Below are 26,676 nucleotides of genomic sequence, written 5' to 3'. Positions count from 1 at the left end.
CGAGGTGGGCCGCCCGCCCACCTCACACCGGGGAGATCACACCTTGGCGACGGCCTTCTTGCGCGGCGCGCGCTTGCGGGCCGCGGCGGTCGTCTTCGCGGGGGCCACCGGCCGGCGCTGGGCGTCCTCGTAGGCCTTCTCCACCTCCGACGGCAGCCGGCCGCGATCGGCGACGGCGAACCCGTTGTCCTGCGCCCACTGGCGGATCTCGCGGTTGCGCTCCCGCTCCGCCCCGGTCGGGGCCTTGCTCGCGGCCGCCGACTCGCCGACCGCGAGCCGCACCCTACGGCCGCCGACCCGGCGGGCGTAGGAGATGAAGCGGGCCAAGGCGTCCCGCAGGTCGTCGGCGTTCTCGTCCGACAGGTCGATCTCGTACTGCACGCCGTCCAGACCGAAAGGGACAGTCTGCGTGGCGGTGCCGCCATCGAGATCGTCGACCATCGCCACCAGGATCTTTTGCGCCATTGTTCGGTGCCCTCCAGAAGTCACGGGCCGGACACCCGGTCCGGCCCGGGGGCACATTACCGGATCACCATGAGTGGCGAACGACTGAACGCCCCGGCGAACACCGGGCATGATTCCGGACCGCGCACGACCACTGTGGACGGCCGCCGGTTCGGTTCGCCCTCGGCCGGGTCCCGCGCCCGACCGTCCTTCACGGACTCGGCGGATTCCCGGTCCCGGAGCCGCCGCCGGCGGAAATCGTGATCCGCTTCCGGCAGGACTTCGCCGGCCCAGCGCCCGGAAGCGGCCATCCCGACCTGCGCAAATGAGATAGCCCTTGCCATAGTCAACGCCAGTGATTAGCGTTCCGGGGCAGCTCACCCCCACCACGAGGAGGACCCGGCGTGCACCTCACGGATCAGGCCCGGACCGTGGCCAGGCTCGCGGAGCTGGTCTCGATCGAAACGCCGTCGGGCCACACCGACGGCCTGTTGCGCGGCTACGCGCTCCTGCGCGAGTGGGGCGGGCCGATCTTCGGCCGTCCTCCGGAAATCGTTACCGTGCAAGGAACTCCACATCTGCGTTGGCGCCCGGAGCGTGAGCCCGGGGTGCTGCTGCTCGGGCACGCGGACACGGTCTGGCCGCTGGGGACCGGCGCCGGCTGGCCGTTCGAGGTCGACGGCGGGCGGGCGAGCGGGCCGGGGGTGTTCGACATGAAAGCCGGGCTGGTGGCGGCGTTCGACGCCCTCGAGCTGGCCCGCGACATCGCGCACGTCGGGCTGCTGGTCACCGGGGACGAGGAGATCGGCTCGCCGACTTCGCGGGCGCTGATCGAGGAAGCCGCGACCGGGGCCACCGCCGTGCTGGTGCTCGAACCCAGCCTCGGCGGCGCGCTGAAAACGGCCCGGAAAGGCGGCGCCTTCTACACTTTGGACATCGCCGGACGGGCGGCGCACGCGGGGCTGGAGCCCGGGCGCGGGATCAACGCTATGCTCGAACTGGCCCACCAGACCCTGGCGCTCGACCGGCTCGGCGACGCCGCGAAGGGCACCACCGTCACGCCGACCGTGGCGTCCGCGGGCACGACCACCAACACCGTGCCCGCCGCGGCCTCACTCCGGGTGGACGTCCGCGCCTGGGAACGGGCGGAACTCGAGCGGGTGCACCGGCGGATCGGCGAGCTGAGCGCCGTGGTGCCCGGGGCGTCGATCTCCGTGTCCGGCGAGATCAACCGGCTGCCGCTGGAACGCGAGTCCTCCCGGGCGCTGCTGACGCTCGCCCGCCGCATCGCCGGACGGGAAGGCCTCGGCGAGCTCACCGAGGCCGGCGTCGGCGGGGCCTCCGACGGCAACTTCACCGCCGCGCTGGGGATCCCGACGCTCGACGGGCTGGGCCCGGACGGCGACGGCGCGCACGCCCGGCACGAGTGGGCCGAACTGTCCTCACTCGCCGTCCGCTCGGCGCTGGTCGCCCGCCTGCTCGACGCCCTCGCCGATCCCCTTGCGCTGCAATGACTTCTGCGCCCGCAGCTCGATCGAGTCGAGCATCATCTCCAGCCCGGTGTCGAACGCGACCGGCGAGCCGAGGTTCGGCAGCAGGTCGGCGCAGTCGGCGATCACCGGGTACTGCCCGGCATCGAGCTGGCGGTATTCGACCTGCCAGGCCAGTTCGTCCCGCTTGCGGACCTCCGGCTCGAGCGCCAGGAACGCGGCTTCGAGGCTCGCGACCGCGCGCACGAAGTTGCCGAAGGCCCGCTGGACCACCACGGCCTCCTCGTCGTCGAGGCCGGCCCGGCGCAGAGCGTCCAAAGTGAACTCGACGTTGGAGAACTCGACCGGCCGCCGGGTCGTGCGCATGACCATCTCCTGCGCGAACGGCGCGTACCGCACGTAGTGCTCGCGCACCCGCTGGGAGATCGTGCGCAGATCGTGGCGCCAGTCGTCGGTCGCGGTCACCGTGCCGCCGTAGGAACGCGCACGCAGGCCGTCGACCAGTTCCAGCAGCAGGTCGTCCTTGTCGCGGAAGTGCCGGTACATAGAAGTCGGGTGGGCGTCGAGTTCGGCGCCGATCGCCTGGAAGGTCAGGCCGCCCAGCCCGTCGCGCAGGGCGATCTTCTCGGCGGCTTCGAGGATCGCCTCCCGGCTGAGGCTGTCGCGCGGACGGCGCGGCCGGGCGCCCCCCGCTTTCGGCTGCTGCTTGCCCTGCCGTGCGCCTGGCATTCCGGCTCCTCCCCCGCGCTCCGCCCCCGATCCGGGACCTCGCGCATTGTCGCATCCACCCGCGGGCAGATCCGGACAGCTCTAGTCAACGCTCATGACTATAGACCTGCCCATAACCCTTGCAAAGCCTCTGACGTCGTCTTACAGTTCCCCCCATCGCTTCAGGGGGTCGAGCCAGAAAGGTCGCCGCATGACCACTCGGATCACCTTGACCACCGGCCGCCGCGGGTTTCCCGGGCGCACGGGCCTGGCGCTCGCCGCGCTCGCCACCGCCGCCGTCACGCTCACCAGCGCCTGCACCAGCGGCGGGCTGCGCACCACCGCGAGCGGGCAGCCGGCGGCCGTGGTCCCGGTCCGCCAGGGCGGCAGCATCGTGATCGGCGCCGAGCAGGAACCCGACTGCGCGGACTGGATCTCCACCTGCGCCGGGTCCATCTGGGGGACCTACATCATGGACGTGCCGACCATGCCGCGGGCGTTCGTCACGCGGAAGTCCGGCGACGGCTGGGCGCCCGTGCCGTCCGACGTGCTGGCCGGCGAGCCCACGGTGACCACGGCCGGGAACCGGCAGCAGGTCACCTACCGGATCAACCCCGCCGCGGTCTGGTCCGACAAGGCGCCGATCACCTCCGAAGACCTGAAGTACACCGTCGAGCAGGTCCGCGACGGCAAGGACGTGCTCGACAAGACCGGCTACGACCACGTCACCGCCGTCGGCACCCCGGACCCGAAGACCGCGGTGGTGACGTTCGACAGTCCCTACGCGAACTGGCGCGCGCTGTTCAGCGACACGTTCGGGATCTTCCCCAGCCACCTGCTCGCCGGCAAGGACCGCGACGCGGTGATGAAGGACGGCTACCGCTTCAGCGGCGGCCCGTGGCAGATCGAGTCCTGGAAACGCGGGGTGTCGGTGACCCTGGTGCCGAACCCGAACTACTGGGGCGGGAAACCCAAGCTGGACAAGGTGACCTTCCAGTTCACCGCGGACACCGCGGCGGCGTTCCAGGCGTTCAAGAGCGGCCAGCTCGACGCGCTGTACCCGACCCCGCAGCTCGACTCGGTCGACCAGATCACCGGCGGCCTGCCCGGCGCGAACTCCGCGGTCGACCCCGCTTCGGGCAATCTCGAAGCACTGTGGATGAACAACGGCAAGTTCCCGTTCGACTCCACCGCGTTCCGCCAGGCCGTGTCGTACGCCATCGACCGCAAGGCGATCGTCACCCGGCTGTACGGCGCGCTCGGCGTCACCGCGCCGGCGCAGAGCTTCCTCACCCCGATCATCGCCCAGTACGGCGGCGACGACTTCAGCCGGTACCAGCTCGACCTCGGCAAGGTGACGAGCCTGATGCAGGGCGCGGGCTGGGCCAAGGGCGCCGACGGGATCTGGGCGAAGAACGGGCAGCGGGCGGAGTTCGGCATCGCTTCGCTGGCGGGCAACAAACGGCGCGAGCTGACCGAGCAGATCCTGCAGCAGCAGCTGAAGACCGCCGGTTTCGAGCTGACCATCGCCAACACCACCGCGGCCGAGCTGTTCAGCAAGGTCACCCCGCCCGGCGATTTCCAGCTGGGCCTGTGGACCCTGGTGGACACCTTCCCGCAGCCGTCGCTGGGCACCTCGTTCAGCACCGGGGCGATCCCCGCGCCCGCCAACGGGAACTCGGGCCTCAACTATTCGCGGATCAGCTCCCCCGACCTCGACCGGGCCCTGACCACGCTGAACAGCAGCCTGGACCAAAACGCCCGGATGCAGGCGTCGAAGGAGGCCGACCGGCTCCTCGCCCGTGACGCCGCTTCGCTCCCGATCGACGCGGTGCCGAACGTGCTGCTGTGAAACAAGAAGATCGGCGGCCCGCTGTCCATCAACCCGGCGAGCGGCCCGTGGTGGAACCTCGCCCAATGGGGCCTCGCCGCCTGAGCCGGAATCTCTTACAGGACAAGGAGGTCAGATGCTCACATACGCGCTGCGGCGCCTGCTGTACTCCGTGCCGGTGGTGCTCGTCGCGTCCTTCCTGCTCTTCTGGGCGGTGCGGGTCACCTTCGACCCGCTCGCGAAACTGCGCTCGATCCCCGACCCGACGGTGATCGCCCGCGAAACCGCCCGGCTGGGCCTCGACCGGCCGGTCCCGGTGCAGTACTGGTTGTGGCTCAAGGCGTTCGCGTCCGGTGACTGGGGGGTGAGCACCCGGACCGGCGGCGCCGTGCGGGACCTGATCCTGCCCTCGCTCGGCACGACGCTGCAGCTGGTGTTCTGGGGCGCGCTGTTCGCGGGCCTGGTGGCGCTGGCCGTCGGCGTCTACTCGGCGGTGCGGCAGTACTCGGCGGGCGACTTCGCGCTGACCGGGCTGTCCTACCTCGGGGTCGCGATGCCGCCGTTCTGGCTCGGGCTGATCCTGATCCAGCTGCTGGCGGCGTGGCCGCAGCAGCAGTTCGGCCTGAACGACCCGCCGCTGTACTTCGTCGGCCTGCACTCGCCGGGCGGCGGCGGGATCGGCGATTACGCCCGCCACCTCGTGCTGCCGGTGCTGACCCTGACGGTCGGCCTGGTCGCCAGCTGGAGCCGCTACACCCGCACGACCATGCTCGAAACGCTGGCCAGCGACTACGTCCGGACCGCCAGGGCCAAGGGGGTGCCGCGCCGCCAGGTGATCCTCGGGCACGCGCTGCGGACCGCGCTCGGCCCGTTCGTCACCGTCGCCGCGGTCGACGCCGGCATTCTCTTCGGCGGGCTGGTCGTCACCGAGCAGGTCTTCGCGATCCAGGGCATGGGACGGCTGTTCCTCGACTCCCTGCTGTCGGGCGACGTTTTCGTGCTGGTGCCGTGGATGCTGGTGATCGCGGTCGCGGTGATCGGGTTCAACCTGCTGGCCGACATCTCCTACGCCCTGCTCGACCCCCGCGTGAGGCTCCGATGACCAGTGCCCCCGCCCGCACCCAGTGGCAGCTCGCCCGCCGCCGGTTCCTGCGGCACAAACTCGCCGTGGCCGGGCTGAGCGTGCTCGCCGTGCTCCTGGTCTGCTGCTTCGGCGCGGACTGGATCGCGCCGTTCGCGCGCAACGCCCAGGACCTCGCCCTCGGCCCGGCCTTGCCCTCGGGTGCGCATTGGCTCGGCACCGACGAACTCGGCCGCGATTACCTCAGCGAAATCCTTTACGCAGGGAGGATTTCCCTCGCGATCGGGCTTTCCGTGGCGGTGCTGGCGACCGCGCTCGGCACCACGCTCGGCGCGGTGGCGGGTTACTTCGGCGGCTGGGTCGACGAGGTCGTCATGCGGGTCACCGACCTGTTCCTGGTCGTCCCGGCGATCGTCGTGCTCGCGCTGGCGCTCCAGGGCTTCGGCAAGTCCCCGGCCACCATCGTGCTGGTGCTCGCCTCGCTGTTCTGGACCTACGTCGCCCGTGTCGTGCGCGGGCAGGTGCTTTCGTTGCGGGAGAAGGAATACGTCGCCGCCGCCAAGGTGCTCGGCGCCCGGCGCGGGCGTATCGTGCTCCGCCACATCCTGCCCAACCTCACCGGTGTCATCGCGGTCAACACCTCGCTGGGCGCGGCCACCGCGGTGATCATCGAATCCACGCTCAGCTTCCTCGGCTACGGCGTCCAGCCACCCGAGACCAGCTGGGGGAACATGCTGAGCCAGGCGTCCGGGCTGATCGGCACGGACAAGGTGTACCTGCTCTATTTCCCCGGCCTGTTCATCCTGCTCACCGCCATCGCCATCAACTTCGTGGGCGACGGCCTGCGAGACGCGCTCGACCCCCAAGGAGCCCGGCCGTGACCCTGCTCGAAGTCGACGACCTCACCGTGCGCTTCCCCACCGACGACGGCCTCGTCACCGCCGTGACCGGGCTGTCCTTCCGCGTCGAGCCCGGGCAGACGCTGGGCATCGTCGGGGAGTCCGGCTCCGGCAAGAGCATCACCTCGATGGCGGTGCTCGGCATCCTGCCCCGCCGCGCCCGGGTCACCGGCTCGATCCGGTTCCAGGGCCGGGAGCTGCTCGGCCTGTCCGAGGGCCAGCTGCGGCCGTTGCGCGGCAACCGGATCGCGATGGTCTTCCAGGACGCCCTCACCGCGCTGAACCCGGTCCGCACGGTCGGCGAGCAGATCGCCGAGGCCATCCGGGTGCACGACGCCCGCCCGCGCCGCGCCGAGCTGCGGCGGCGCTCGGTCGAACTCCTCGACGTCGTCGGCATCCCGTCCCCGGCCACCCGCGCGGGCCAGTACCCGCATGAGCTCTCCGGCGGCATGCGCCAGCGCGTGATGATCGCGATGAGCATCGCCAACGAGCCGGAGCTGCTGATCGCGGACGAGCCGACGACCGCGCTGGACGTGACCGTGCAGGCCCAGATCATGGACGTGATCGAGCGGATCCAGGACCGCACGGACGCCGCGATCCTGCTGATCACCCACGACCTCGGCGTGGTCGCCGGCGTCGCCGACCGCGTGCTGGTGATGTACGCGGGCGCGAAGGTCGAGGAGGGGCCGGTCGAGCCGATCTTCTACGAGACCGCGCATCCGTACACCCAGGGCCTGCTCGCCTCGCTCCCGCGCCTGGACCGCCGCGAACGCGGTGAGCTGTACCGGATCCCGGGCCAGCCGCCGAGCCCGCGGCACCGGCCGGAAGGCTGCGCGTTCCACCCCCGCTGCCGCCACGCCCAGCCCGGCCGGTGCGACACGGGCGTCCCGGTCCCTTCGGCGGTCGGGGCCGCGCACACCGCGGCCTGCCTGCGGCTCGGCGAATTCGAGGGGGCGGGGGCATGACCGCGCCCGGCACCGGCGGGCTGGTCGTCGCCGGACTGGTCAAGGAGTACCCGATCCGGTCCGGGCTGCGCCGCCGCCGTACCGGCTCCGTGCAGGCCGTGTCCGAGGTCGGTTTCACCATCGGCCGGGGCAAAACCCTGGGCCTGGTCGGGGAAACCGGCTGCGGCAAGAGCACCCTGGCGAGCTGCCTGGTCCGGCTGGTCGAGCCCACCGCCGGCCGCGTCCTGCTCGACGGCGAGGACTTCACCGCGCTCGGCCCGGAGCCGCTGCGGACGGCGCGGCGCCGGATCCAGATGGTCTTCCAGGACCCGTACGCCTCGCTGAACCCGCGGATGACGATCGGCGCGATCATCGGCGAGGCGCTGCAGATCCACCACCTGCACCGCGGCCACGAAAACGAGCGGGTGCACGAGCTGCTGGAGCTGGTCGGGCTCGACCCCGAGCACGCCGGCCGCTTCCCGCACGAGTTCTCCGGCGGGCAGCGCCAGCGCGTCGGCATCGCCCGCGCCCTCGCGGTCGACCCGGACGTGCTCGTGCTGGACGAGCCGGTCAGCGCGCTGGACGTGAGCATCCAGGCCGGGGTGCTCAACCTCCTGGAGCGGCTGCAGGACCGGCTGGGGCTGACCTACCTGCTCATCGCGCACGACCTCGCCGTGGTCCGGCACGTCAGCGACGAGGTCGCCGTGATGTACCTGGGCCGGATCGTCGAGCAGGCTCCCGCCGACGAGCTGTACGAGCGCCCGCAGCACCCGTACACCCAGGCGCTGCTGTCCGCGGTCCCGGTGCCGGACCCGCGGGTCGAACGCGCGCGGACCCGCCTGGTGCTCTCGGGCGAGCTGCCCAGCCCGGCCGACCCGCCGTCCGGCTGCCGCTTCCGGACCCGGTGTTGGAAGGCCACCCAGGTCTGCGCCGACGAGGTCCCCGCCCTGCTGACCGACGAACGCGGCCACCAGGCCGCCTGTCACCACAAGGAGTTGCGCCATGTCGTCTGAACCGCGCTCGTCCGAAGCGCACGCCACCGGCTGGCGCGCCCGGTTCGAGGTCCCCATCCGGGTCAGCAGCACCCGGAGCCCGGGCGGCGGCGGCCTCGAACTCGTGCTGGCCGTGGGCAAGGCGGGCCGGGAAGTGTCCTTTTGGGACCCGGAGACCGGCGCGATCACGCCCGTGGGCGGGCTGCCGGCGCTCGTCGACTGCCCGGCGCCGGGACCGGACGGCCGCTCGGTGCTCATGCTGAGCGACGAAACCGGTGCCGAGATCGGTCACCTGTGGTCGTTTCCGGCCGACGGCGGCCCCGGCACCGACCTCACCCCCGGCCTGCCCGAGTACGTGCTGCGCGGCAGCGACGTCGCCCAGGACGGTTCGGCGATCGTGATCGCCGCGTCCGCCGAAGACGGCTTCGGGCTCTGGCTGCTGCCGTCCGGCGGGCAACCGCGCCGCCTTTACCAGACCCGCAACGAAGCCTGGAACAGCCGCGTCTCCGCCGACGGCGCGTACGCCAGCATCGACACCACCGACCACAACCCCGGCACCCGCCGGTTCGCCGTCACCGTGGCCGACCGGGACGGCGCCGTCCTCGCCATGCTCTCCGACGGGCCCGAAGCGCCGGTCCGAGCGGTCCGGTTCTCCCCCGTGCCCGGTGATCCGCGGCTCCTGGTCAGCACCGAGCGCTCCGGCTTCGCCCGGCCCGCGGTCTGGCATCCGCTGACCGGGGCGCGCATCGACGTCGACGCACCCGAATTGACCGGAGACCTCGTCACCCTCGACTGGTCCGACGACGCCGGCCTCCTGCTGCTCGCCCACGTCGACGAAGGCATCCACCGGCTCTACGAGTACGACCTGGCCACCGCCGGACTGTCCCGTGTGGACCATCCGGACGGCGCCTACTTCAGCCCCGACGTCGCCAGCCCGCTGCCCTGCTACTGGGCTTCGCACTACGGCCCCGGCAACGAGATCCGGCTGGTGCGCCAGCGGTTCGACCGGCCGTTGGAAGTCCTTTCCCTCGACGCCACACGGCGCGAGCCGAAGACGCGCCTCGAACCGGGGCCGATCGTGCCCGGCACTCGGCTGAAGTCCGAGCGTGTCGTCTCCAAGGACGGCACGAAGCTCCAGCTGTGGGCCGCGCGGCCGCCGTCGGCGACCGGTCCGGTGCCGACCATCCTGTACATCCACGGTGGACCGAATCTGGTCACAGTGGATGGTTACGACCCGTCCGCGCAGGCCTGGCTCGACGAGGGGTTCGGCTTCGCTTCGCTGAACTACCGGGGCTCGGTGACGTTCGGGCGGAAGTTCCGCGAGGGCTTCTGGGGCGCGGTCGGCGACCGTGAGCTGGAAGACGTGGAAGCGGCCCGGAACTGGCTGGTGGATCAGGGAATCGCGGCCGAGGTGTTCATCGCCGGCGCGTCCTACGGCGGCTTCATGACGCTGCTCAGCCTCGGCCGGCTGCCGGGCCTCTTCGCCGGCGGGCTCGCGTCCGTGGCGATGGCCGACTGGCGGCTGGCCTACGACGACATGGCGCCCGCGCTGCAGGCGGCGTGGCGCGGGTTCATCGGCGGCACCCCGGAGTCCGCGCCCGAGCGGTTCGCCTACAGCTCACCGCTGACCTACGTCGAGCAGGTCCGCGCGCCGGTGCTGCTGAGCCAGGGCCGTGCGGACTCCCGGACCCCCGCGCGCCAGGCGGGCGAATACGTCCGCCGGCTGACCGCGGCCGGCGGCGACGCGGTGCTCGACTGGTTCGAGGGCGGGCACGAGACCACCAGCACCGTGGCGATGCTCGAGGCCCACGAGCGCGAACTCGGCCTCGTGCGGCGGGCCCTGCGCGGGCAGCGCTGGTCGCAGCGGTGACCCGGCCCCACCTCGAAGCCGAAAGGACCACTTTCCCCATGAACACCACCGCGTCCCTGCGCGACGTCCTGTTCGAGCCGTTCTGGCTGCAGGACCCGGGCCGCCCGCGCCCCCGGCCCGCGCTGGTCGCGGACACCTCGGCCGACCTGGTGGTCGTCGGCGGCGGCTACTCGGGCCTGTGGAGTGCGCTGCTGGCCAAGGAACGCGACCCGGCCCGTGACGTCGTCCTGCTGGAGGGCAACCGGATCGGCTGGGCGGCCTCGGGCCGCAACGGCGGCTTCTGCAGTTCCAGCCTCACCCACGGCCTGCCCAACGGCGACCGCCGGTGGCCCGGAGAACTCGCCCTGCTCGAACGCCTGGGCGCCGAGAACCTCCAGGGCATCGAGGACACCCTCGCCCGCTACGGCATCGACTGCGACTGGCGCCGCAGCGGCGAGATCACCGTGGCCACCGACCCCCACCAGATCGCGCAGCTGCACCACACCGCCGAGCTGGCCGCCCGCTGCGGGAAGAAGATGGAGGTCCTGGACGGCGCCCGCGTGCGTGCCGAAGTGCATTCGCCGACCTACCTGGCCGGGGTGTCCGATCCCGACGGGGTCGCCCTCGTCCACCCGGCCAAGCTCGCCTGGGGACTGGCCGAGGCCTGCGAACGGCTCGGCGTCCGCATCTTCGAGTCCAGCCCGGTGACCGCGCTCGACCACGACGACCGCGGCGTGACGGCCCGGACCGGGTTCGGCACCGTCCTGGCGCGCAACGCCGTGCTGGGCACCAACGCCTTCCGCTCGCCGCTGCGGCGGGTCCGGCCCTACACCATCCCGGTCTACGACTACGCGCTGATGACCGAACCGCTCAGCGAGGCGCAGCAGGCGGCGATCGGCTGGGAGGGCCGTCAAGGCCTCGCCGACACCGGCAGCAAGTTCCACTACTACCGGATGACCGCCGACCACCGCATCCTCTGGGGCGGCTACGACGCCGTGTACCACTACCGCGGCCGGGTCCGCGCGGAGCACGACACCCGGCCGCGGACGCTCCGCTCGCTGGCCGCCAATTTCTTCCGCACCTTCCCGCAGCTCGAAGGGCTGCGGTTCAGCCACGCCTGGGGTGGCGCGATCGACACGTGCACCCGGTTCAGCGCGTTCTACGGCACGGCCGCGCGCGGGAAGGTGGCCTACGCGGCGGGCCACACCGGCCTCGGGGTCGGGGCCACCCGCTTCGCCGCGGACGTCATGCTCGACCTCCTGTCCGGGGTGCCCACCGAACGGACCCGGACCACCATGGTGACCACCAAGCCCATGCCGTTCCCGCCCGAGCCGCTGCGCTGGACCGGCGTCCGGCTCACCCAGCTCGCCCTCGCCCGCGCCGACCGCCGGGGCGGGCGCCGCAACCTCTGGCTCAAGGCCATGGACCGCGTCGGCTTCGGGTTCGACAGCTGAGGCTCGCCATTCTCCGGAAATGTGCGCCGAATGGCCGAACGGCAATTACTCCATGTCCACCAATCCGGAAGTAGCAAGGGCACTTCCACCGTTGTTCGATCTGGTTTAGTGTTGTTCGTTGTAGGTGGTTCTTGAGGTGGGGAGTTCGTCGTGGAACTTGACCGCAGGACGTTCATGACCGGTACGGGTGCCGCCGCGGTGGGGTCCGCGCTGGCTTGGGGACTGGACCAGCCGAGCGCCTCCGCGGCCGCCGGCGGCGTGCTCGACCAGAGCGAGCGCACCGTCGAGTTCAACCAGGGCTGGAAATTCCACCTGGTGAACACCCAGGACGTCACCGATCCGTCCGGCCGGTACGGCAACTCCGACGACCCGAAGGCCGCGGCGACGGCGTTCGACGACTCCGGGTGGCGGCCGCTCGCCCTGCCGCACGACTGGAGCATCGAGCAGCAGCCGGAGCCCGGCCAGCGCGACGGGACCGGCTATTTCCCCGGCGGGCTCGGCTGGTACCGAAAGACGTTCACCCTGCCCGCTTCGATGACCGGAAAGCACCTCACGGTCGATTTCGACGGCGTCTACATGAATTCGTACGTGTACCTCAACGGTGAATTGCTGGGCAATCACCCGTACGGCTACACCGGATTCAGCTTCGACCTCACCGGCAAGGCCCACACCGACGGCCGCACGCCGAACGTGCTGGCCGTCGTGGTGCAGAACAAACAGCCGAGCAGCCGCTGGTACTCCGGCACCGGCATCACCCGCAACGTGCACCTGACCGCGACGCACCCGGTGCGCGTCGGCCGGTGGGGCACCTTCGTCACCACACCGGATCTGGGCGCCACCATCAAAAACGGCTACGCCACCGTACGGGTCGAGACGACGCTCGAAGGCGCCGAGGGCGCGCCGGCGGAGGTGGTCTCCACGATCCGGGACGCCGCCGGCCACACCGTCGCCACCGGCCACGGCACGACCGCGGAGATCAAGCTCGCGAGCCCGCGCCTGTGGTCGACCACCGATCCGTACCTGTACACGCTGCGCAGCGAAGTGGTGCTGGACAAGAAAGTCGTGGACAGCTACGACACCACGTTCGGCGTGCGCTGGCTGGGCTTCGACCCCGACACGGGTGTCTCACTCAACGGCAAGCACCTCAAGCTGCAGGGCGTCTGCCTGCACAACGACCAGGGCGCGCTCGGCTCGGTCAACAACCACGACGCGCTGTGGCGGCAGCTGACCACGCTCCAGCGGGCCGGCGTCAACGCCCTGCGGACCTCGCACAATCCCCCGTCGCCGGAGATGATCGACGTCTGCGAGCGGCTGGGCATCGTGATGATGGTCGAGGCCTTCGACTGCTGGCACGTCGGCAAGCTCGACTACGACTACCACCTGTACTTCGACGAATGGTCCGATGCCGACCTCGCGGAGATGGTCAACGCGGCCAAGAACTCCCCCGCGGTGATCATGTGGTCGATCGGCAACGAGATCCCCGACTTCACCGAGGCGGCGAGCCTCCCGATCGAGAAGCGGCTGATCGCCGGCGTCAAGAAGATCGACACCACCCGCCCGGTCACCGCGAACTGCGACCAGTACCGCGAGCCGCCCGCGGCGGGTTCGCCGGGCGAGCAGATGCTGCAGAACCTCGACCTGGTCGGGTTCAGCTACGAGCCGGCGCGCGTGATGGACACGATGCACGCGAGGTACCCGGCGAAGATGTTCTTCGAGTCGGAGTCCTCGTCGTGCACCTCCGCGCGCGGGGTCTACCAGGATCCGGCGTACGTCAACACCGGCCAGAACTACACCCCGGGCAAACGGCTCCCCTCGGCCTACGACAACAACCTCTCGTCGTGGACGATGAGCCACGAATACGTGCTGAAGGTCGAGCGGGACCGGCGTTACAGCGGCGGGCAGTTCGTCTGGACCGGCACCGACTACATCGGCGAGCCGACGCCGTACGCGCAGTTCCCGGTGAAGACCTCCGCCTTCGGCCTGGTCGACACGGCCGGCTTCGCCAAGGACGCCTACTTCGCGTTCCAGTCCCAGTGGACGTCCGCGCCGATGGTGCACCTGGTGCCGATGGACTGGACCGGCCACGAGCACGGCGAGGAGGTCGAGGTCCGGGCCTACACGAACGTGCGCAGTGTCGAACTGCTGCTCAACGGCCGCTCCCTCGGAACGAGGTCCTACGACGTCAAGACCACTGTGGACGGTGCGCGCTACCTGGAGACGACCGAGCCGACCGGTGACGACAAGAACTTCCCGTCCGGCAGCTACACCAGCCCGAACGGCGGCACCGGAAAGCTGCACCTGACCTGGAAGGTGCCGTTCCAGCCCGGGAAACTGTCCTGTGTCGCCCGAGACGATCGCGGCCGGGTGGTGGCGCGCGACGAGCTGACCACCGCCGGCCCGCCCCTCGCACTGCGGCTCACCGCGGACCGTCCCGTGCTGCCCGCCGATGGCAAAGCGCTGGCCTACGTCACCGTCGACGTCGTCGATCAGGGCGGGGTCGTGAACCCAGGCGCTGCCAACGCGATCACCTTCAGTGTGTCCGGCGCCGGCTCCTTCGCCGGTGCCGACAACGGCAAGGAGGACAGCGGCGAGGGCTTCACCTCCACCACGCACACCGCGTTCAACGGCAAGGCATTGGTCATCGTGCGGGCCGGCTCGCGTCCCGGCGCGATCACGGTCACCGCGACCAGCCCCGGTCTCGCCCCGGCGACCGCCACGGTGTTCGCGGCCGACGGCTCGGCGCACGGGCTCGTGGCGACCCAGCCGGTGTCCGTCCGCACCGTCGCGGGGACTCCGCCGGCCCTGCCGTCCACGGTCACCGGCGTGTACGCCGACGGGTCCACCGCGCCCCTCGATGTCCGCTGGAGCGGCACGGGATCTTCCGGCGCGGCAACGTATTCACTCACCGGGAGTGTGCCGCGGTCGTCGGTGCCCGCGCACGCGACGGTGACCAGCTACGCGGTCGCGGCGGTCGAGCCGTATTCGACGGTGACCCCGGTCGGCGCGCCGCCGTACCTGCCCTCGGTGGTCGTCGCGCGGTACACCGATGGCGTCACCCAGACCGTGCCGGTCAGCTGGGACGGCGTCGGCCAGGAGAAGTACGCCCGGCCCGGTGAGTTCACGGTCGGGGGCAGCGCGGCCGGCCGCCGTGCCACCGCGACGGTCCGGGTCACCGATTCCTTCGTCCCCAACCGGAACATCGCACTCGTGACCAGCCCGGCGAAGCCGACGGCCGACGCCGGCTACTCCGGCAGCCCGGACAGCGTGCCGGCCGGCCTGCTCGACGGCGTCACCACCTCCGGCGGCTGGTCGAACTCCTACACCAAGTCGGCGACCTACACGCTGCCCGAGGTGAGCAAGGCGCATGCCGCGGACTGGGTTTCGGTGACTTGGCCCGAAGGACAGCGGGTTGCCGCCGTGGTCGCCTACTTCACGATCAGCGCCTCACTGGTGCTGCCCCGGTCGATCACCGTGTCCTATTGGGACGGTGCCCGCTGGCTGCCGGCGCGCGATCAGCAGGTGCGGTTCGCGACGCAGTCGAACGCGCCGACCACCATCACGTTCCAGCCGGTCAGCACCACGTCACTCCGGCTCGACCTGACCAGCCCGGCGCCGGACACCCCCACCGGCTTCCTCCGGATCACCGAGCTGGAGGTGCCGTCGGACGAGATCACCGGCTGAGGCGGGAATTCAGGGCGTCACTCAGGCAACCAGTGCCCGTGGATCCCGGCGAGCACCCGATGGGGCTTCACCCTGGAGACCGGGTCCTTGCGCAGGCCGACACGCAGGCTGTAGCAGCCGTCGCTCCCGGGAGAGGTGGCCGTGGCGCACCGCGTCGAGCCTGACGCGGGAGCGATCGTGGGCGGCTTCCTGGTGCAGCAGCAAGACGTCCCCGCGCGAGCCCGGCTGGGGCGGTTACGGCCGTACCTGCCGTTCGCACAGTAGGCGAATTCAGGGCGTCAGCACGACTTTCCCGGCCACCGTGCCGGACTCCGCCAGCCGCATCGCTTCGGTGATGCGCTCGAACGGCAGCACGGCGGCGGGCTTGGCGGTCAGCTCGCCGGTGCGCACCAGGGCGAAGACCTCGGCCAGGTCCGCGCGCAGCCGGCCGTAGTAGGCGTCGGCGTTCTTGACCCCGGTCCAGATGTTGTAGAAGGACCCGCTCCGGCCGTTCGGCACCGCGTTCCACACCGCCAGGCGCAGGATGATCTTGAGCACCGGCCACTGCTTGGACCCGTCGTCGTCCTTGGTCGAGGCGCTGCCGTAGGAGACCAGCGTGCCGCCCTTGGCGAGCAGCTTCCACGAGTCCACGACACTGCGGCCGCCGAGGTGGTCGAACACCGCGTGCACGCCGTCCGGGGCGAGTTCCCGCACCCGGGCGGGCACGTCCTCGATGCGGTAGTCGATGGGCGTCACGCCCTGCTCCATCAGCGCTTGGTGGTGCCGCGCGGACGCCGTGCCGATCACCTTGACCCCCGCGACGCGGGCGAGCTGCACCAGCGTCGAGCCGACGCCGCCGTTCGCGCCGTGCACCAGGATCGTCTGCCCAGCCTGCACGCGGGCCTTGCGGTGCAGCATCTGCCACGCGGTGATGCCGTTGACCACCACCGTCTCGGCATCGACGGCGCTGATGCCGTCCGGAACCGGGATCAGCTTGCCCGCGTCGAGGACCACGTGGCTGGCCCAGCCGCCGACCTTCACCAGCGCCGCCACCCGCTGCCCGCGCAGCGCCGGGTCGACGCCTTCGCCGGTGGTCAGCACGGTGCCGACCAGGTCGTAACCCGGCACGAAGGGGAACGGCGGCTGGTCGTAGTACTTGGCGCGGCGCATCTGCTGCTCCGCGAACGAGATGCCGGACGCCTCCGTGTCGACGAGCACCTGGCCGGCGCCCGGCGACGGGACCGGGCCGCGCTCGACCCGGAAGCCGTCGACGCCGACCTTGCCGGGCAGGACCACCTGGGTGAGCTGGGCGTTGCCGATGTGGTTCATGGTCACTCCGTTCGTTGCTGTTGCGATAGTTATAGCATCTAACTTCCGGAGTAGGCAATAGCCGTCGGAGCCGCTCGGCCGGGCAGGACAAAACCGGCCGCGCCCTGGGGGAGCGCGGCCGGCCGGCGTGCAGTGAAAGGGGCGTCAGCCGAGGGAGTCCCAGAGCCCGCACTGGTGTTCGGCGGCGAAGTCGACCGGCTGGATCGCGCCGGGCACGAACTGCAACGCCGCGGTGCCGATGCGCGTGGCCCGCGCCCAGTGCGGCGCGCCGGGCCGGTTCGGGTTCCCGGTCCAGGCGAACCGGGTCCAGTAGCCGATCATGCTCGCCGCCAGCTCCTGCTGTGGCGGGGTCTTGAGCAGGTTGACGCCGCCGAGGTCGAAGAACGTCGGCAGGTCGGTGGCGTGCGCGGCACCCTGCGGCAGCTCGGGCAGGTTGATGCCGTTGACGTTGGGCGCGTTCGGATCGGCGAATTCGTACGGGTAGACGGTCGTGTGCGCGGCGAGCTGCCGGTCCGCCGTCGCGGTCGGGCAGGCCCAGGCCCCGTCGGTGATCACCGTGGACCAGGCCAGCGCCGCCGACGGGTAGGCCGAAAGCGGGTACCGCGCGGCGACCTTGCCCGCCTGGTCGCCGAAGGCCTGCTGGATCAGCTTCGGGTAGCTCTGCGCGGTGACCGAGGACGGGTCGGCGACGATCGCGCCGCCGACGAAGGAGCGGGCCTCGTCGGCGTTCCCGCCGGAGATCACCGGGATCCGGGCGAACCGGCCGTCCCGCAGGGCATCGGCCGGATAACGCGGAAGCAGCGAGGTGCCGTAGGCGAGGTGGTCGGAGAAGTCCACAGTGGACGGCAGCAGCTCGGCCATCGGCTTGCCGCGCATGCAGCGCAGCACCTCGGTGGTGCAGCCCAGGCTCGCCGCCTTCGAGGTGCCGTCGGCCTGGTCCTGCGCCAGCGAGATGTACGGCGTCTGGGCCGGGGTGCCGGGGAAGAGGCCGCCGTCCGGCCAGTCGAGCCGGCACGAGCCGGAGGAGATCGCGGCCTTGTCGACGAGCCCGGGCGCCTGCGGCGAGGTGAGCATCGCGCACACCGACATGCCCCCGGCGGACTCGCCGAAGATGGTCACGTTGCGCGGGTCGCCGCCGAACGCGGCCGCGTTGCGCTTGGCCCACTTCAGCCCGGCGATCTGGTCGGCGAACCCGAAGTTCCCGGACCCCGCCAGCCCGGGCAGGCCGTAGTAGCCGAAGATGCCGAGCCGGTAGTTCACCGTCACCACGATGACGTCGCCCTGGTCGGCCAGGCGCTGCGCGTCGTACGGCGAGCCGGCGCCGGTGGTGTAGCCGCCGCCGTGCCACCACACCATCACCGGCAGCCGGGCGCCCGGGCGCTCGGACCGCGGCGTGGTCACGTTGAGGAACAGGCAGTCCTCGTTGATCGGGGGCAGGTTGCCGGGGAGCGCGCCCTGCTGCGGGCAGGGGTTGCCCGCGGCTGTCGCTTCGCGGACTCCGGACCAGTGCGCCACCGGCTGCGGCGGCGTCCACCGCAGCTCGCCCACCGGCGGCTTCGCGTACGGCACGCCGAGGAACTGCCGGGTCGAGCCGGCCACGGTGCCGTGCAGCCGGCCGGAATCCACTGTCACGGTCAATGGCGCCTCGGCCGGGGCCGCGTTCACGGGGCCGGCGGTGGTGATCGAGAGCACCGCCAGCGCGACGGCCAGGCCGGCGGTCGCGCGGCTCATCCGGGTTCGGTATCGGGTTCGGTCGGAACGGTTCATCGGGTCACCTCTGCTGCCGTTGCGGCGTCGAAGATGGCTTGCAGTTCCGTGGTGTAGGGCTCGGCCCGGCCGCCGCCGAGGATGTGCGCCAGCGCGCCGTCCAGTGCCGAGCGGATCGTCGAGCACATGACGTCGACGTCGAAATCGCGGAACAGGCCCTGGGACTGGCCGGCCCGCAGCATCGCGGCCATCTCGGACATTTCCCGGCCGTGCCGCCGATGCCGGGCGCGCGACACCCCGTCGGCGGCCCGCGCGTCGGCGTAGATCTCGGTCAGCGCGGCCATCGCGACCGGCTGGGCCGCATAGAGCTCGATACTGCCGGCGATGAAGGCCAGCAAGGCCTGCCTCGGGTCGCCCGCCCGCGCCATCGGGAGCGCGAGCGCCTCGGCACCGAGGTCGTAAACGGACTGGACGACCTGCTCGACGAGTTCGGCCCGGTCCCGGAAGTGATAGGTCAGCACCCCGCGGCTGACACCGGCCCGCCGCGCGATCCGCACCGTCGAGGCCCGCGCGAGACCGACCTCGGCGATCACCTCGATCGCGCACTCGACCAGTTGTTTCCTGCGTGCGGCCTGGATGAACGACGCGCCTTCGTCCGCCGTCCGCCCGGGCATGGGAAGAAATTTAGCAGTCCTGTTCAATTTTCATCAGGCCTGTCCGACGGCGGGACACTTCCGGGCGTCACGGGCGCTCCGGCGGCCACCGGCCTTGTACGATCCCCGCGTGACCACGCCGGACGGGATGACCGCCGAACAAGCCATCAACCGCATCGAGGCCGCGGGCCACCCGCGCCCCCAGGACCGCCGGCTGCACGCCCGCGGCGCCGTCTACGAGGCCAAGTTCGTCCCGAGTGGACGGATCGCGCACCTCACCTCCGCCGCGCACCTGACCACGGAGACTTCCGCGGTGGTCCGCTTCTCCAACGGCTCACCGCAGTACGACGCCGACGACCGGGCTCGCGGCATCCGCGGGATGGCCGTCAAATTCCTCGACGGCGAGGGCAACGGCGTGCACGACCTCGTCGCCGCGAACTTCCGCGTGTTCCCGAGCAGCACGCCCGAGGGATTCGTCGAGCTGGTCGAAGCCCTCTCCGCGACCGGCGAGGCCGGGCTGAAGGAGAAGCTCGCCGGCGGCGGCAAGCTCGCCGGCTTCCTGTTCCAGCACAAGGAAAGCCACGCCGGGATCAAGGCGTTCGTCTCCCGGCGCGCACCGGCCAGCTTCGCCACCACCCGTTACGACGGGCTGCACGCGTTCCACTTCACCGGCGCCGAAGGCACCCGCACGGCGTTCCGCTACCGGCTCGTCCCCCAGCTCGGCGAAGCCGACCTCGATGCGGACACCACCAAGCTGGAGCGCGGTTTCCTGCTCCCGGACCTCGACCGGCGGCTCGAGGGCGGGCCGGTGTCGTTCACGCTCGTGGTCCAGCTCGGCGAGCCGGGCGACCCCACGCACGACCCGTCGATCGCCTGGCCCGAGCACCGCCCGCTGCTGCCCGCCGGGGAGATCCGGATCGAGCGGCTCTCACCGGAGTCCGCGGACTGGGAGCGCCAGGTCTTCGACCCGACCCGGATCACGCACGGCGTCGAACTCTCCGACGACACCGTGCTGGCCTTCCGGCCGCTCGCCTATTCGGTTTCCGCGGAGCGAAGGCTGAGCTGAGCCGCGAGGGCCTCCAGGTGGCCGGCGGCGGCCGGGCTGCCGCCCGCCGCGTGGAAGGACGCCGCGATCTTCCCGGCGGCGAGGCGGTACGCGGGCTCGGTCAGCACCGCGTCGACGGCCGCGGTGATCCGTGTTGCGTCGGCCCGGCCGAAGCGCAGGCGGAGCCCGGCACCCGCGTCGACGACCTGGCCGGCGACGATCGGCTGATCGTCGCGGATCGGCGCGACCACCAGCGGGAGCCCGTGCCAGAGCGTCTCGCAGACGGTGTTGTGCCCCGCGTGGCAGAGCACGGCGTCGACCCGCGCCAGCAAGGGCAGCTGCGGCACCTCGGGGCGGACCAGGACGTTGGGCGCGACCTCGCCGAGCACCCCGCCCGGGTCGGCGATCACCGCGCGCGCCCGGTCGCCCAGACCGGCGAAGGCGTCGGCCACCGTGGTCAGGAACGCCGCGCCCGCATCGGTGTTCGCCGTGCCGAGCGACACCAGGACGGTCGGGCAAGGCGCGTCGAGCCATTCCCACGGGAAGTCCGCTGTGGACGGACGGGCGGTGATCGAGGGGCCGACCAGCCAGACCGGCTCGGGCACCGCGGCCGGGCCGAGCAGCTCGCGCGTGGTGAACGCCAGCACGCCGTGCGGGGAGAACCGGGGATCCGCGCCGCCGCGGCCGTCGACCAGCCTCGACCGCAGGGCCGCCAGCAGTTCACCGACCCAGCTCGCGACCTTCGGCATGCTCGCGAGCGGGTCGAGCAGCTCGGCCGACGTCGTCGCCGAGGTCACCCACGGCAGGCCGCGACCCTCGGCGATCAGGCCGCCCGCCAGCGCCTGCTGGTCGGCGACCACCACGTCCGGCTCGAACGCGTCGATCGCCGCGCGCACCCCGGGGGCCATCGCGTCGGCGAGCGGGATCAGGAAGTCCTGCCAGAGGAACTGCAACGCGGCGGGGCCTTTGAGCCCGGGCGGCCGGGCGGTTTCCGGCGGCACCGCGCACGGATACACCCGCGCCTGCGCGCCGGCCAGCCGTCGCAGCAGCTCTTCGTGGCCGGCCCAGGCGACCTCGTGCCCGCGCGCGGCCAGCTCCCCCGCGACGCCCGTGGCCGGGTTGACGTGCCCGACCAGCGGCGGCACCACGAACAGGAACCGGGCCACTAGCGCGCCTGTGCCGGGACCCGCGAGGTCTCGCGGACCCAGTCGAAGATCAGCTCGATCGTTTCGGCCGTCCGCTCGACCAGCACCGAGTGGCCCTGGTCGGGCAGCACCTCGGTCCGGCACTGCGCCAGGCTCTCGTGCAGGTGCGGCACCTGCGCGGACAGCCCGGAGTCCGCGCCGAAGATCGCGAGCACCGGGCAGCGAACCGCGGAGAGGTCGTCCTCGATGGTGGCGCTGCGCGGGATGTCCTCGGCCATCGTGGTGACCTGCAGGATCTTGCCCGCCCCCTTGGACAGCCGGGCGGTGTGCGCGCCGTGGTGCTCCTTGATCCAGCCGATCACCTCGTCGAGCGCCAGCCGCGTCTTCGCGTCGGCGAGGCCGTCGGCCATGTGGCGGATCCACTCCCGGGTCGGGGGCTCGGCCTCGATCGCCACGACACCCGCGACCAGGTCCGGCCTCGCGGCCGCGAGGCCGTACGCCACCGAGCCGCCGAAGGAGTTGCCCACCACGTACACCGGCCGCGTGACGCCCTCGGCTTCGAGCAGCGCGACCAGGTCGCCGATGAACTGCTCCAGCCGGTACCCGCTCGGCGGGCGGGTGGTCCGGCCGTGCCCGCGCAGGTCGTACATGAGCACGTCGAGACCGCGTTCGGCGAAGGCCGGGCCGAGGGTGAAGTAGTAGCTGGCCAGGCTGTCGGTGAGCAGGCCGTGGACGCACACCACGATCGGCGCGTGTCCGTCGAGCGGCGTTTCCGGGATCAGCCGCTGGACGTGCACGTCCAGCTCACCCGCCCGGACCCGGCTCACGGCGCGGCCCGCAGCGACCCGACGATGTAGCGGACCAGTTCGCCGATGGTCAGCGCGATGATCTCGTCGAGGTCGCGCTCGGCGATGAAGGCGGCGAAGTTGACGCGGTCGCCGTAGTGCTCACGCAGCTGCCCGGACAACGCCACCAGGTCGACGCTCTCCAGCTCGAGATCGTCGTGGAAGGTGGTGTCCATGGTGATCTCGGTGTCGTCGAGGCCGTATTCCTCGAGCAGTTCCCGCAGCATCTCACTGAGCCGCGCGAGCACGGTCACCTCATCCACGGCCGTGGTCTCGATGCTCATTTTCCCGTCTCCTTCTTCTCTTCGGTCCAGGCCACGACGTACTCGCGTGCCGGCTGCCCGGGCAGGTTCGTGAGGCCGGCGCTGTGCACGCGACGGTCGCGCCCGGCCGCGCGCACGGTCAGCTCGTCGGCCGAGGCTCTTACGACCTCGAAGTTCCGAGGCTCGCCCCGCAACCCGGTGCCCAGCAGCTTCGCCACGGCTTCCTTGGCGGTCCAGAACCGCGCGAACCAGCGGTCCCGCTCGCCGTCCTGGGCTTCGAGCAGCGCCTTTTCGCCTGCGGTCAACGCCGCGTCCACAGTGGACTCAGGGCGCGGCTTGACCTCTTCGACGTCGATGCCGCACGGCCCGTACCGGGCGATCGCGACTCCGGCTTCGGCCCGGTGGGCCACTGAGATCGTCAACGGCGGCAGCTTACGCCCGTATGCGCCGCTCACCTGGGGACGCCCGGCCTCGTCGTTGCCGATGCGCAGCTCGGCCGGGAACATCGCGCTCTCGCCCTCGGCCCACAGGAATCGGCGCACGGCGTCTTTCGCCGCGATCCGGCCGAGCAGCCACTGACGGCGCCCGCGCGGCGGACGGCTTTCGTAGGCTTCGCGTTCGGATCCCGCGAGGTAGTTGCGCATGATCAGCTCGCGCGTGGCCAGGTCCGGCCATTGCTCGTGCACCACGGCCCAGCCGCCGGGCCGCGGTTTCGACAGCGTCGCGCGCTCCGGGGTCCGGTCGGCCTGGCGGATCTCCGGGTTGCTGTCGAAGCGCCGGTCGCGCCAGCCGGCGAACTCCGCCCAGACCCGTCCATTGTGGACGAGCTGCATGTCGGCTTCGAGGAAGTCCTCGGTGAGCGAGGTGATCCGCACCAGGCACTCGAGCCGCTCCCCCGGCGCCGGATGCGCGCCGTGGAACCGGATCTCGCGCATGGCCACCGGGAAGACGGTGGTGCGCTCGGGCAGCCGGGCCATGATCCAGTAGCCCAGCACCTGGCCGACGTTGTCCAGCAAAGCGCCGGGTGCGGGCGGAGTGGTCAGCCGGGCCCGCACGTGGCGTTCGCCGATCGCGGTCAGCTCGGTGACGCCCTGGAACCGCGGCCCGTGGAACATCCAGCGGTCGTCGTACAGCTCGGCGGCGGTGGTCGTCGGCGTCTGCTCGGCCGAGGCGGGAAACTGCCAGGGCGCGGGCGCGTCCGCCGGGTAAGCCGGGGCCAGCTCGACCACGGCCTGTGAGTAACCGCCCAGCGAGGCGAGCACCCGGCCCCGGCTCTGCGGCAGGACCCGCACCGGCACGGAAACCGCGGGGGTCGCGGTGATCCACTGGTTCAGCCGGACGTCGTGCACCGCGACCGCGTGACGGCCGGGCGCGGCCTGCTCCGCGAAGCCCATCAGATGGTGGATCACGGTCGTGGCCGGCACGATCGGCCAGCGGTCGGCCACCTCCGCCTGCAGTGGCTGCTTGAAGAAGCAGTGGTCGAGCAGGTAAGGCATCGACTCGACCGACACCGCCAGCGTGGTCCGCAGCTCCTTCGGCGGCGGGAGCCGGCGCGAAGACGCACCGAGCACTGTGGACGCGAGGTCGGCGGTGTCCTTGAGCAGGGCGGCGAATTCCGCGGCCAGCGGAGGGCCGGCCGCCAGCGCGCCCAGCCCGTCCATTGTGGACGTTTTGAGGGCCGCGCCGACCTGCGCCCGCGTCCGGTCGTCGAGGGAGACCAGCCGTCCGCCGAGGTCGAGCTTGACCGCCGTTCGCGGCGCCTTCGCCGGTCCCGGCAGCGCGGTGACGTCGACCGCCGCGCCGTCGGCCCACAGCGCGGTCGCGACGCGGCGCAGCTGGGCCAGCCCCGGCCGGTGCGCCGAGTGCGCCGAAACGACCAGGTGCTCGCTGCCCTGGAGGGTGTCGCCGATCAGCGAGCCGAGCTGCCCGGCGCCGAGCTGGACGAACGCGCGGAACCCGGCCGCGTGCATCGCCTCGACCGTCGGCCGGAACCGCACCGGCTCGAGCAGGTGCCGGACGAACAGGTCCCGGATCTCCGCCGGGTCGGCCGGGTACTCCGACGCCGTGGTCGCCGACCAGACCGGCAGCTTCGCGGGGTGCAGCGTGTACCGCTCCGCCGCGGCGCGGATCGGGCCGAGGTAGGGGCTCAGCATCGGGGTGTGGAAGCCGGTGCGGAACGGCAGGACCTGCGTGATGACCCCGGCGTCACGAAAGCGCGCGACGAGGTCGCCGACCTCCGCGGCCGGTCCGCAGATCATCGCCTGGTGCGGCGAGTTGTCGTGGGACAGCACCACGTCCTCGCGGCCGCCCAGCTCGTCGAGGACCCGGGCGGCGGGCGCGCCGACCACGGCGAAGGCCAGGCCGGGCACGACCAGCGCGTCCGGGTCGAACCCGGCCAGGAACGCGTCCACCTCGTCGGCGGCGTGCAGGCCGGCCGCGGCCATCGCGGTCCACTCGCCCAGGCTGTGGCCCGCCAGCGCGTCCGGGACGACGCCGATCCGGGCCAGCGCCGCGTCGAGCAGCCGACCCAGCTCGAACACCGCGGTGCCCTGCCGTCCGACGTCGCCGACCACGACATCACCGCTTTCGACGCCGCTGTGCCGCCAAGGCAAGCCGAAGTGGCGGGCGACGTCGCCGCAGTTCAGCGTCAGCTCGGACTCCAGCCCGGGGAAGACGAACGCGAGCTTGCCGCCGCCCGGGCCGAGCAGCGGCCGGTCGGCGAACCAGACGTCGTTGCGCCCCCGCCAGGGTTTTCCCCGGCCGACGGCCTTGCGGGCCAGCGCGAGCCGTTTCTCCGTCGGGTCGACGATGCCGAGCCGGACCGGGCCCTCGCCTTCGGGCGCGGCCAGCACCGCCGGATCGTTGCCGGACAACGTTTCCCGCAGCGCGTCGACGGTCGGGGCGGCCAGCCGCAGCACGCGTTCGGCCTCGTGCACGACCACCGGGACCGACGGGCGCGGGGCCTGTTCGAGCACGACGTGGGCGTTGATCCCGCCGAACCCGAACGCGTTGACCGCGGCCCGGCGCATCGGCGCGTCCCAGGGCTTCGCCACGTCGAGGGTGGCGAACCGGGTTTTCGCGAGGGCGGGGTGCGGGTCTTCGCAGTGCAGGGTCGGCAGCAGTTTCCCGTGGTGCACGGCCAGCGCGGCCTTGATCAGCCCGGCGATCCCGGCCGCGGGCATGGTGTGCCCGATCATCGACTTGACCGAGCCCAGCACCGCGCTGCCCGCGGCGCCGAAAACCTCGGCGAGGGTGGCGAGTTCGGCCCCGTCCCCGGCCGGCGTCGCCGTGCCGTGCGCCTCCAGCAGGCCGATCGAGTCCGGGCCGGCCGGGTCCACCCCGGCCGCCGCCCAGGCCTGGCGCACCGCCCGGACCTGGCCGCCGGAGTCCGGGCTGGCCAGGCTCGCGGTCCGGCCGTCGGAGGCGACGCCGGTCCCGGTGATCACGGCGTACACGCGGTCACCGTCCCGTTCGGCGTCGGCGAGCCGTTTGAGCACCACCACCCCGGTGCCCTCGCCGATCAGCACCCCGTCGGCGTCCCGGTGGAACGGCCGGATCCGCTCGGTCGGCGAAAGCGCGCCGAGCTGGTTGAACACACTCCAGAACGTGATGTCGTGGCAGTGGTGCACGCCGCCGGCGAGCACGACGTCACAGCGATTCGAGTCGAGCTCCCGCACCGCGTGGTCGACCGCGATCAGCGAGGACGCGCAGGCAGCGTCCACTGTGTACGCCGGCCCGCGCAGGTCGAGCCGGTTGGCCAGCCGCGACGCGGCGAGGTTGGGCACCAGCCCGATCGCGGACTCCGGCGCCTCCGGGCCGAGCTGGTCGGTGAACGCCTGGCGGACCGTCTCCAGCCGCGCTTGATCGAGGTCCGGCAGCAGCTCGCCGAGGGTGCGGACGAGCTGGCTCGCGGTGCGGACCCGCTGGTCGAGCCGGGCCAGGCCCGGGGTGAGGTAGCCGCCGCGGCCGAGGATGACCCCGACCCGGGCGCGGTCGGCGGGCAGCCGGTCCGCGCCGCCCGCGTCCGCCAGCGCCTGCGCCGCGACCCGCAGCGCGATCAGCTGGTCGGGCTCGGTGGCGGGCACCGAGTTCGGCATGATCCCGAACCCGGTCACGTCCACTTCGGCCAGTTCGTCGACGAAACCGCCGCGCCGGCAGTAGACGCGGTCGGCGCGCCGGTCGCCATCGGGCGCGTAGTGCGCGCTGTCCCACTTCTCCGGCGGCACCTCGGTGATCGCGTCGACGCCGCCGAGCAGGTTCTGCCAGTACGCGTCGAGGTCGGGCGCGCCGGGGAACAGCACCGACATGCCGACGATCGCCACCCCTTCCGGCATGCG

Annotated in this window: 19 protein-coding genes; 10 read left to right on the top strand and 9 right to left on the bottom strand. The window is 71.9% G+C overall.

Features of this window, described 5'->3' with window-relative positions; all coding sequences use genetic code 11:
- Window positions 1-36: 36 nt before the first annotated feature.
- Window positions 37-465: a histone-like nucleoid-structuring protein Lsr2 gene (locus BMY97_RS38455; RefSeq protein WP_091627517.1), complete on the bottom strand. Its 429-nt coding sequence runs from the start codon at window positions 463-465 to the stop codon at window positions 37-39.
- A 383-nt stretch (window positions 466-848) separates the two neighbouring features.
- On the opposite strand from BMY97_RS38455, the gene BMY97_RS38445 reads away from it, so the two are divergent.
- Entirely contained in the window at window positions 849-1,958 is a 1,110-nt protein-coding gene (locus tag BMY97_RS38445; RefSeq protein WP_091627512.1) for a M20 family metallopeptidase, read from the top strand.
- Here BMY97_RS38445 and BMY97_RS38440 read toward each other — a convergent pair.
- Entirely contained in the window at window positions 1,887-2,663 is a 777-nt protein-coding gene (locus tag BMY97_RS38440; protein WP_091627509.1) for a TetR/AcrR family transcriptional regulator, read from the bottom strand. The genes BMY97_RS38445 and BMY97_RS38440 overlap by 72 nt on opposite strands.
- A gap of 190 nt (window positions 2,664-2,853) precedes the next feature.
- Here BMY97_RS38440 and BMY97_RS38435 point away from each other — a divergent pair, with 190 nt between their 5' ends.
- The 8 genes from BMY97_RS38435 to BMY97_RS38400 all read left to right on the top strand — a co-directional run bounded on the left by BMY97_RS38435 (window position 2,854) and on the right by BMY97_RS38400 (window position 15,373).
- On the top strand, window positions 2,854-4,494 hold the full coding sequence (locus BMY97_RS38435) for a peptide ABC transporter substrate-binding protein (RefSeq protein WP_218156970.1): 1,641 nt from the start codon (window positions 2,854-2,856) through the stop codon (window positions 4,492-4,494).
- 115 nt (window positions 4,495-4,609) lie between these two features.
- On the top strand, window positions 4,610-5,575 hold the full coding sequence (locus BMY97_RS38430) for an ABC transporter permease (RefSeq protein ID WP_091627507.1): 966 nt from the start codon (window positions 4,610-4,612) through the stop codon (window positions 5,573-5,575).
- Window positions 5,572-6,435 carry an ABC transporter permease gene (locus tag BMY97_RS38425; protein ID WP_091627505.1) on the top strand — a complete coding sequence of 288 codons (864 nt, stop codon included), beginning with the start codon at window positions 5,572-5,574 and terminating at the stop codon, window positions 6,433-6,435. Before BMY97_RS38430 ends, BMY97_RS38425 begins: the two co-directional genes overlap by 4 nt.
- On the top strand, window positions 6,432-7,418 hold the full coding sequence (locus BMY97_RS38420) for an ABC transporter ATP-binding protein (protein ID WP_091627502.1): 987 nt from the start codon (window positions 6,432-6,434) through the stop codon (window positions 7,416-7,418). Before BMY97_RS38425 ends, BMY97_RS38420 begins: the two co-directional genes overlap by 4 nt.
- On the top strand, window positions 7,415-8,410 hold the full coding sequence (locus BMY97_RS38415) for an ABC transporter ATP-binding protein (protein ID WP_091627500.1): 996 nt from the start codon (window positions 7,415-7,417) through the stop codon (window positions 8,408-8,410). Before BMY97_RS38420 ends, BMY97_RS38415 begins: the two co-directional genes overlap by 4 nt.
- Window positions 8,400-10,259: a S9 family peptidase gene (locus BMY97_RS38410; protein WP_091627497.1), complete on the top strand. Its 1,860-nt coding sequence runs from the start codon at window positions 8,400-8,402 to the stop codon at window positions 10,257-10,259. Before BMY97_RS38415 ends, BMY97_RS38410 begins: the two co-directional genes overlap by 11 nt.
- 38 nt (window positions 10,260-10,297) lie before the next feature.
- A complete protein-coding gene (locus tag BMY97_RS38405; protein ID WP_091627494.1) occupies window positions 10,298-11,692 on the top strand; it encodes an NAD(P)/FAD-dependent oxidoreductase in 1,395 nt (464 codons plus the stop codon).
- A gap of 174 nt (window positions 11,693-11,866) precedes the next feature.
- Window positions 11,867-15,373: a glycoside hydrolase family 2 TIM barrel-domain containing protein gene (locus BMY97_RS38400; protein WP_091627491.1), complete on the top strand. Its 3,507-nt coding sequence runs from the start codon at window positions 11,867-11,869 to the stop codon at window positions 15,371-15,373.
- A 270-nt stretch (window positions 15,374-15,643) separates the two neighbouring features.
- Here BMY97_RS38400 and BMY97_RS38395 read toward each other — a convergent pair whose 3' ends face one another.
- The 3 genes from BMY97_RS38395 to BMY97_RS38385 all read right to left on the bottom strand — a co-directional run bounded on the left by BMY97_RS38395 (window position 15,644) and on the right by BMY97_RS38385 (window position 19,062).
- Window positions 15,644-16,681 carry a medium chain dehydrogenase/reductase family protein gene (locus BMY97_RS38395; protein WP_177231739.1) on the bottom strand — a complete coding sequence of 346 codons (1,038 nt, stop codon included), beginning with the start codon at window positions 16,679-16,681 and terminating at the stop codon, window positions 15,644-15,646.
- Window positions 16,682-16,825: 144 nt separating this feature from the next.
- Window positions 16,826-18,412, bottom strand: coding sequence for a carboxylesterase/lipase family protein (locus BMY97_RS38390; RefSeq protein WP_177231738.1), 1,587 nt, complete (start codon window positions 18,410-18,412; stop codon window positions 16,826-16,828).
- Between the two features lie 32 nt (window positions 18,413-18,444).
- A complete protein-coding gene (locus tag BMY97_RS38385; RefSeq protein ID WP_091627487.1) occupies window positions 18,445-19,062 on the bottom strand; it encodes a TetR/AcrR family transcriptional regulator in 618 nt (205 codons plus the stop codon).
- A gap of 109 nt (window positions 19,063-19,171) precedes the next feature.
- On the opposite strand from BMY97_RS38385, the gene BMY97_RS38380 reads away from it, so the two are divergent.
- Window positions 19,172-20,107: a catalase gene (locus BMY97_RS38380; protein ID WP_218156969.1), complete on the top strand. Its 936-nt coding sequence runs from the start codon at window positions 19,172-19,174 to the stop codon at window positions 20,105-20,107.
- On the opposite strand, the gene BMY97_RS38375 is transcribed toward BMY97_RS38380, so the two are convergent.
- From BMY97_RS38375 to BMY97_RS38360, 4 genes are read right to left on the bottom strand one after another with little or no spacing between them, the layout of a single operon-like run.
- A complete protein-coding gene (locus BMY97_RS38375) occupies window positions 20,074-21,252 on the bottom strand; it encodes a glycosyltransferase (RefSeq protein ID WP_091627484.1) in 1,179 nt (392 codons plus the stop codon). The two genes, BMY97_RS38380 and BMY97_RS38375, sit on opposite strands and share 34 nt — an antisense overlap.
- A complete protein-coding gene (locus BMY97_RS38370; protein WP_091627482.1) occupies window positions 21,252-22,058 on the bottom strand; it encodes an alpha/beta fold hydrolase in 807 nt (268 codons plus the stop codon). Before BMY97_RS38370 ends, BMY97_RS38375 begins: the two co-directional genes overlap by 1 nt.
- Complete coding sequence (locus BMY97_RS38365; protein WP_091627479.1) at window positions 22,055-22,360, bottom strand: acyl carrier protein; 306 nt, start codon at window positions 22,358-22,360, stop codon at window positions 22,055-22,057. The genes BMY97_RS38370 and BMY97_RS38365 overlap by 4 nt, the downstream gene beginning before the upstream one ends.
- Window positions 22,357-26,673 carry a type I polyketide synthase gene (locus BMY97_RS38360; RefSeq protein ID WP_091627621.1) on the bottom strand — a complete coding sequence of 1,439 codons (4,317 nt, stop codon included), beginning with the start codon at window positions 26,671-26,673 and terminating at the stop codon, window positions 22,357-22,359. The genes BMY97_RS38365 and BMY97_RS38360 overlap by 4 nt, the downstream gene beginning before the upstream one ends.
- Window positions 26,674-26,676: the final 3 nt, after the last annotated feature.

This window comes from Amycolatopsis saalfeldensis (assembly GCF_900110575.1).
Lineage (GTDB): Bacteria > Actinomycetota > Actinomycetes > Mycobacteriales > Pseudonocardiaceae > Amycolatopsis > Amycolatopsis saalfeldensis.
This window is presented reverse-complemented; position numbering and strand designations above follow the sequence as displayed.

Excerpts from the sequence above, each read along its gene's own strand:
- BMY97_RS38455 (WP_091627517.1), bottom strand. The coding sequence starts at position 465 with ATGGCGCAAAAGATCCTGGTGGCGATGGTCGACGATCTCGATGGCGGC.
- BMY97_RS38440 (WP_091627509.1), bottom strand. The coding sequence starts at position 2,663 with ATGCCAGGCGCACGGCAGGGCAAGCAGCAGCCGAAAGCGGGGGGCGCC.
- BMY97_RS38435 (WP_218156970.1), top strand. The coding sequence starts at position 2,854 with ATGACCACTCGGATCACCTTGACCACCGGCCGCCGCGGGTTTCCCGGG.
- BMY97_RS38430 (WP_091627507.1), top strand. The coding sequence starts at position 4,610 with ATGCTCACATACGCGCTGCGGCGCCTGCTGTACTCCGTGCCGGTGGTG.
- BMY97_RS38425 (WP_091627505.1), top strand. The coding sequence starts at position 5,572 with ATGACCAGTGCCCCCGCCCGCACCCAGTGGCAGCTCGCCCGCCGCCGG.
- BMY97_RS38415 (WP_091627500.1), top strand. The coding sequence starts at position 7,415 with ATGACCGCGCCCGGCACCGGCGGGCTGGTCGTCGCCGGACTGGTCAAG.
- BMY97_RS38410 (WP_091627497.1), top strand. The coding sequence starts at position 8,400 with ATGTCGTCTGAACCGCGCTCGTCCGAAGCGCACGCCACCGGCTGGCGC.
- BMY97_RS38405 (WP_091627494.1), top strand. The coding sequence starts at position 10,298 with ATGAACACCACCGCGTCCCTGCGCGACGTCCTGTTCGAGCCGTTCTGG.
- BMY97_RS38400 (WP_091627491.1), top strand. The coding sequence starts at position 11,867 with ATGACCGGTACGGGTGCCGCCGCGGTGGGGTCCGCGCTGGCTTGGGGA.
- BMY97_RS38395 (WP_177231739.1), bottom strand. The coding sequence starts at position 16,681 with ATGAACCACATCGGCAACGCCCAGCTCACCCAGGTGGTCCTGCCCGGC.
- BMY97_RS38390 (WP_177231738.1), bottom strand. The coding sequence starts at position 18,412 with ATGAGCCGCGCGACCGCCGGCCTGGCCGTCGCGCTGGCGGTGCTCTCG.
- BMY97_RS38385 (WP_091627487.1), bottom strand. The coding sequence starts at position 19,062 with ATGCCCGGGCGGACGGCGGACGAAGGCGCGTCGTTCATCCAGGCCGCA.
- BMY97_RS38365 (WP_091627479.1), bottom strand. The coding sequence starts at position 22,360 with ATGAGCATCGAGACCACGGCCGTGGATGAGGTGACCGTGCTCGCGCGG.
- BMY97_RS38360 (WP_091627621.1), bottom strand. The coding sequence starts at position 26,673 with ATGCCGGAAGGGGTGGCGATCGTCGGCATGTCGGTGCTGTTCCCCGGC.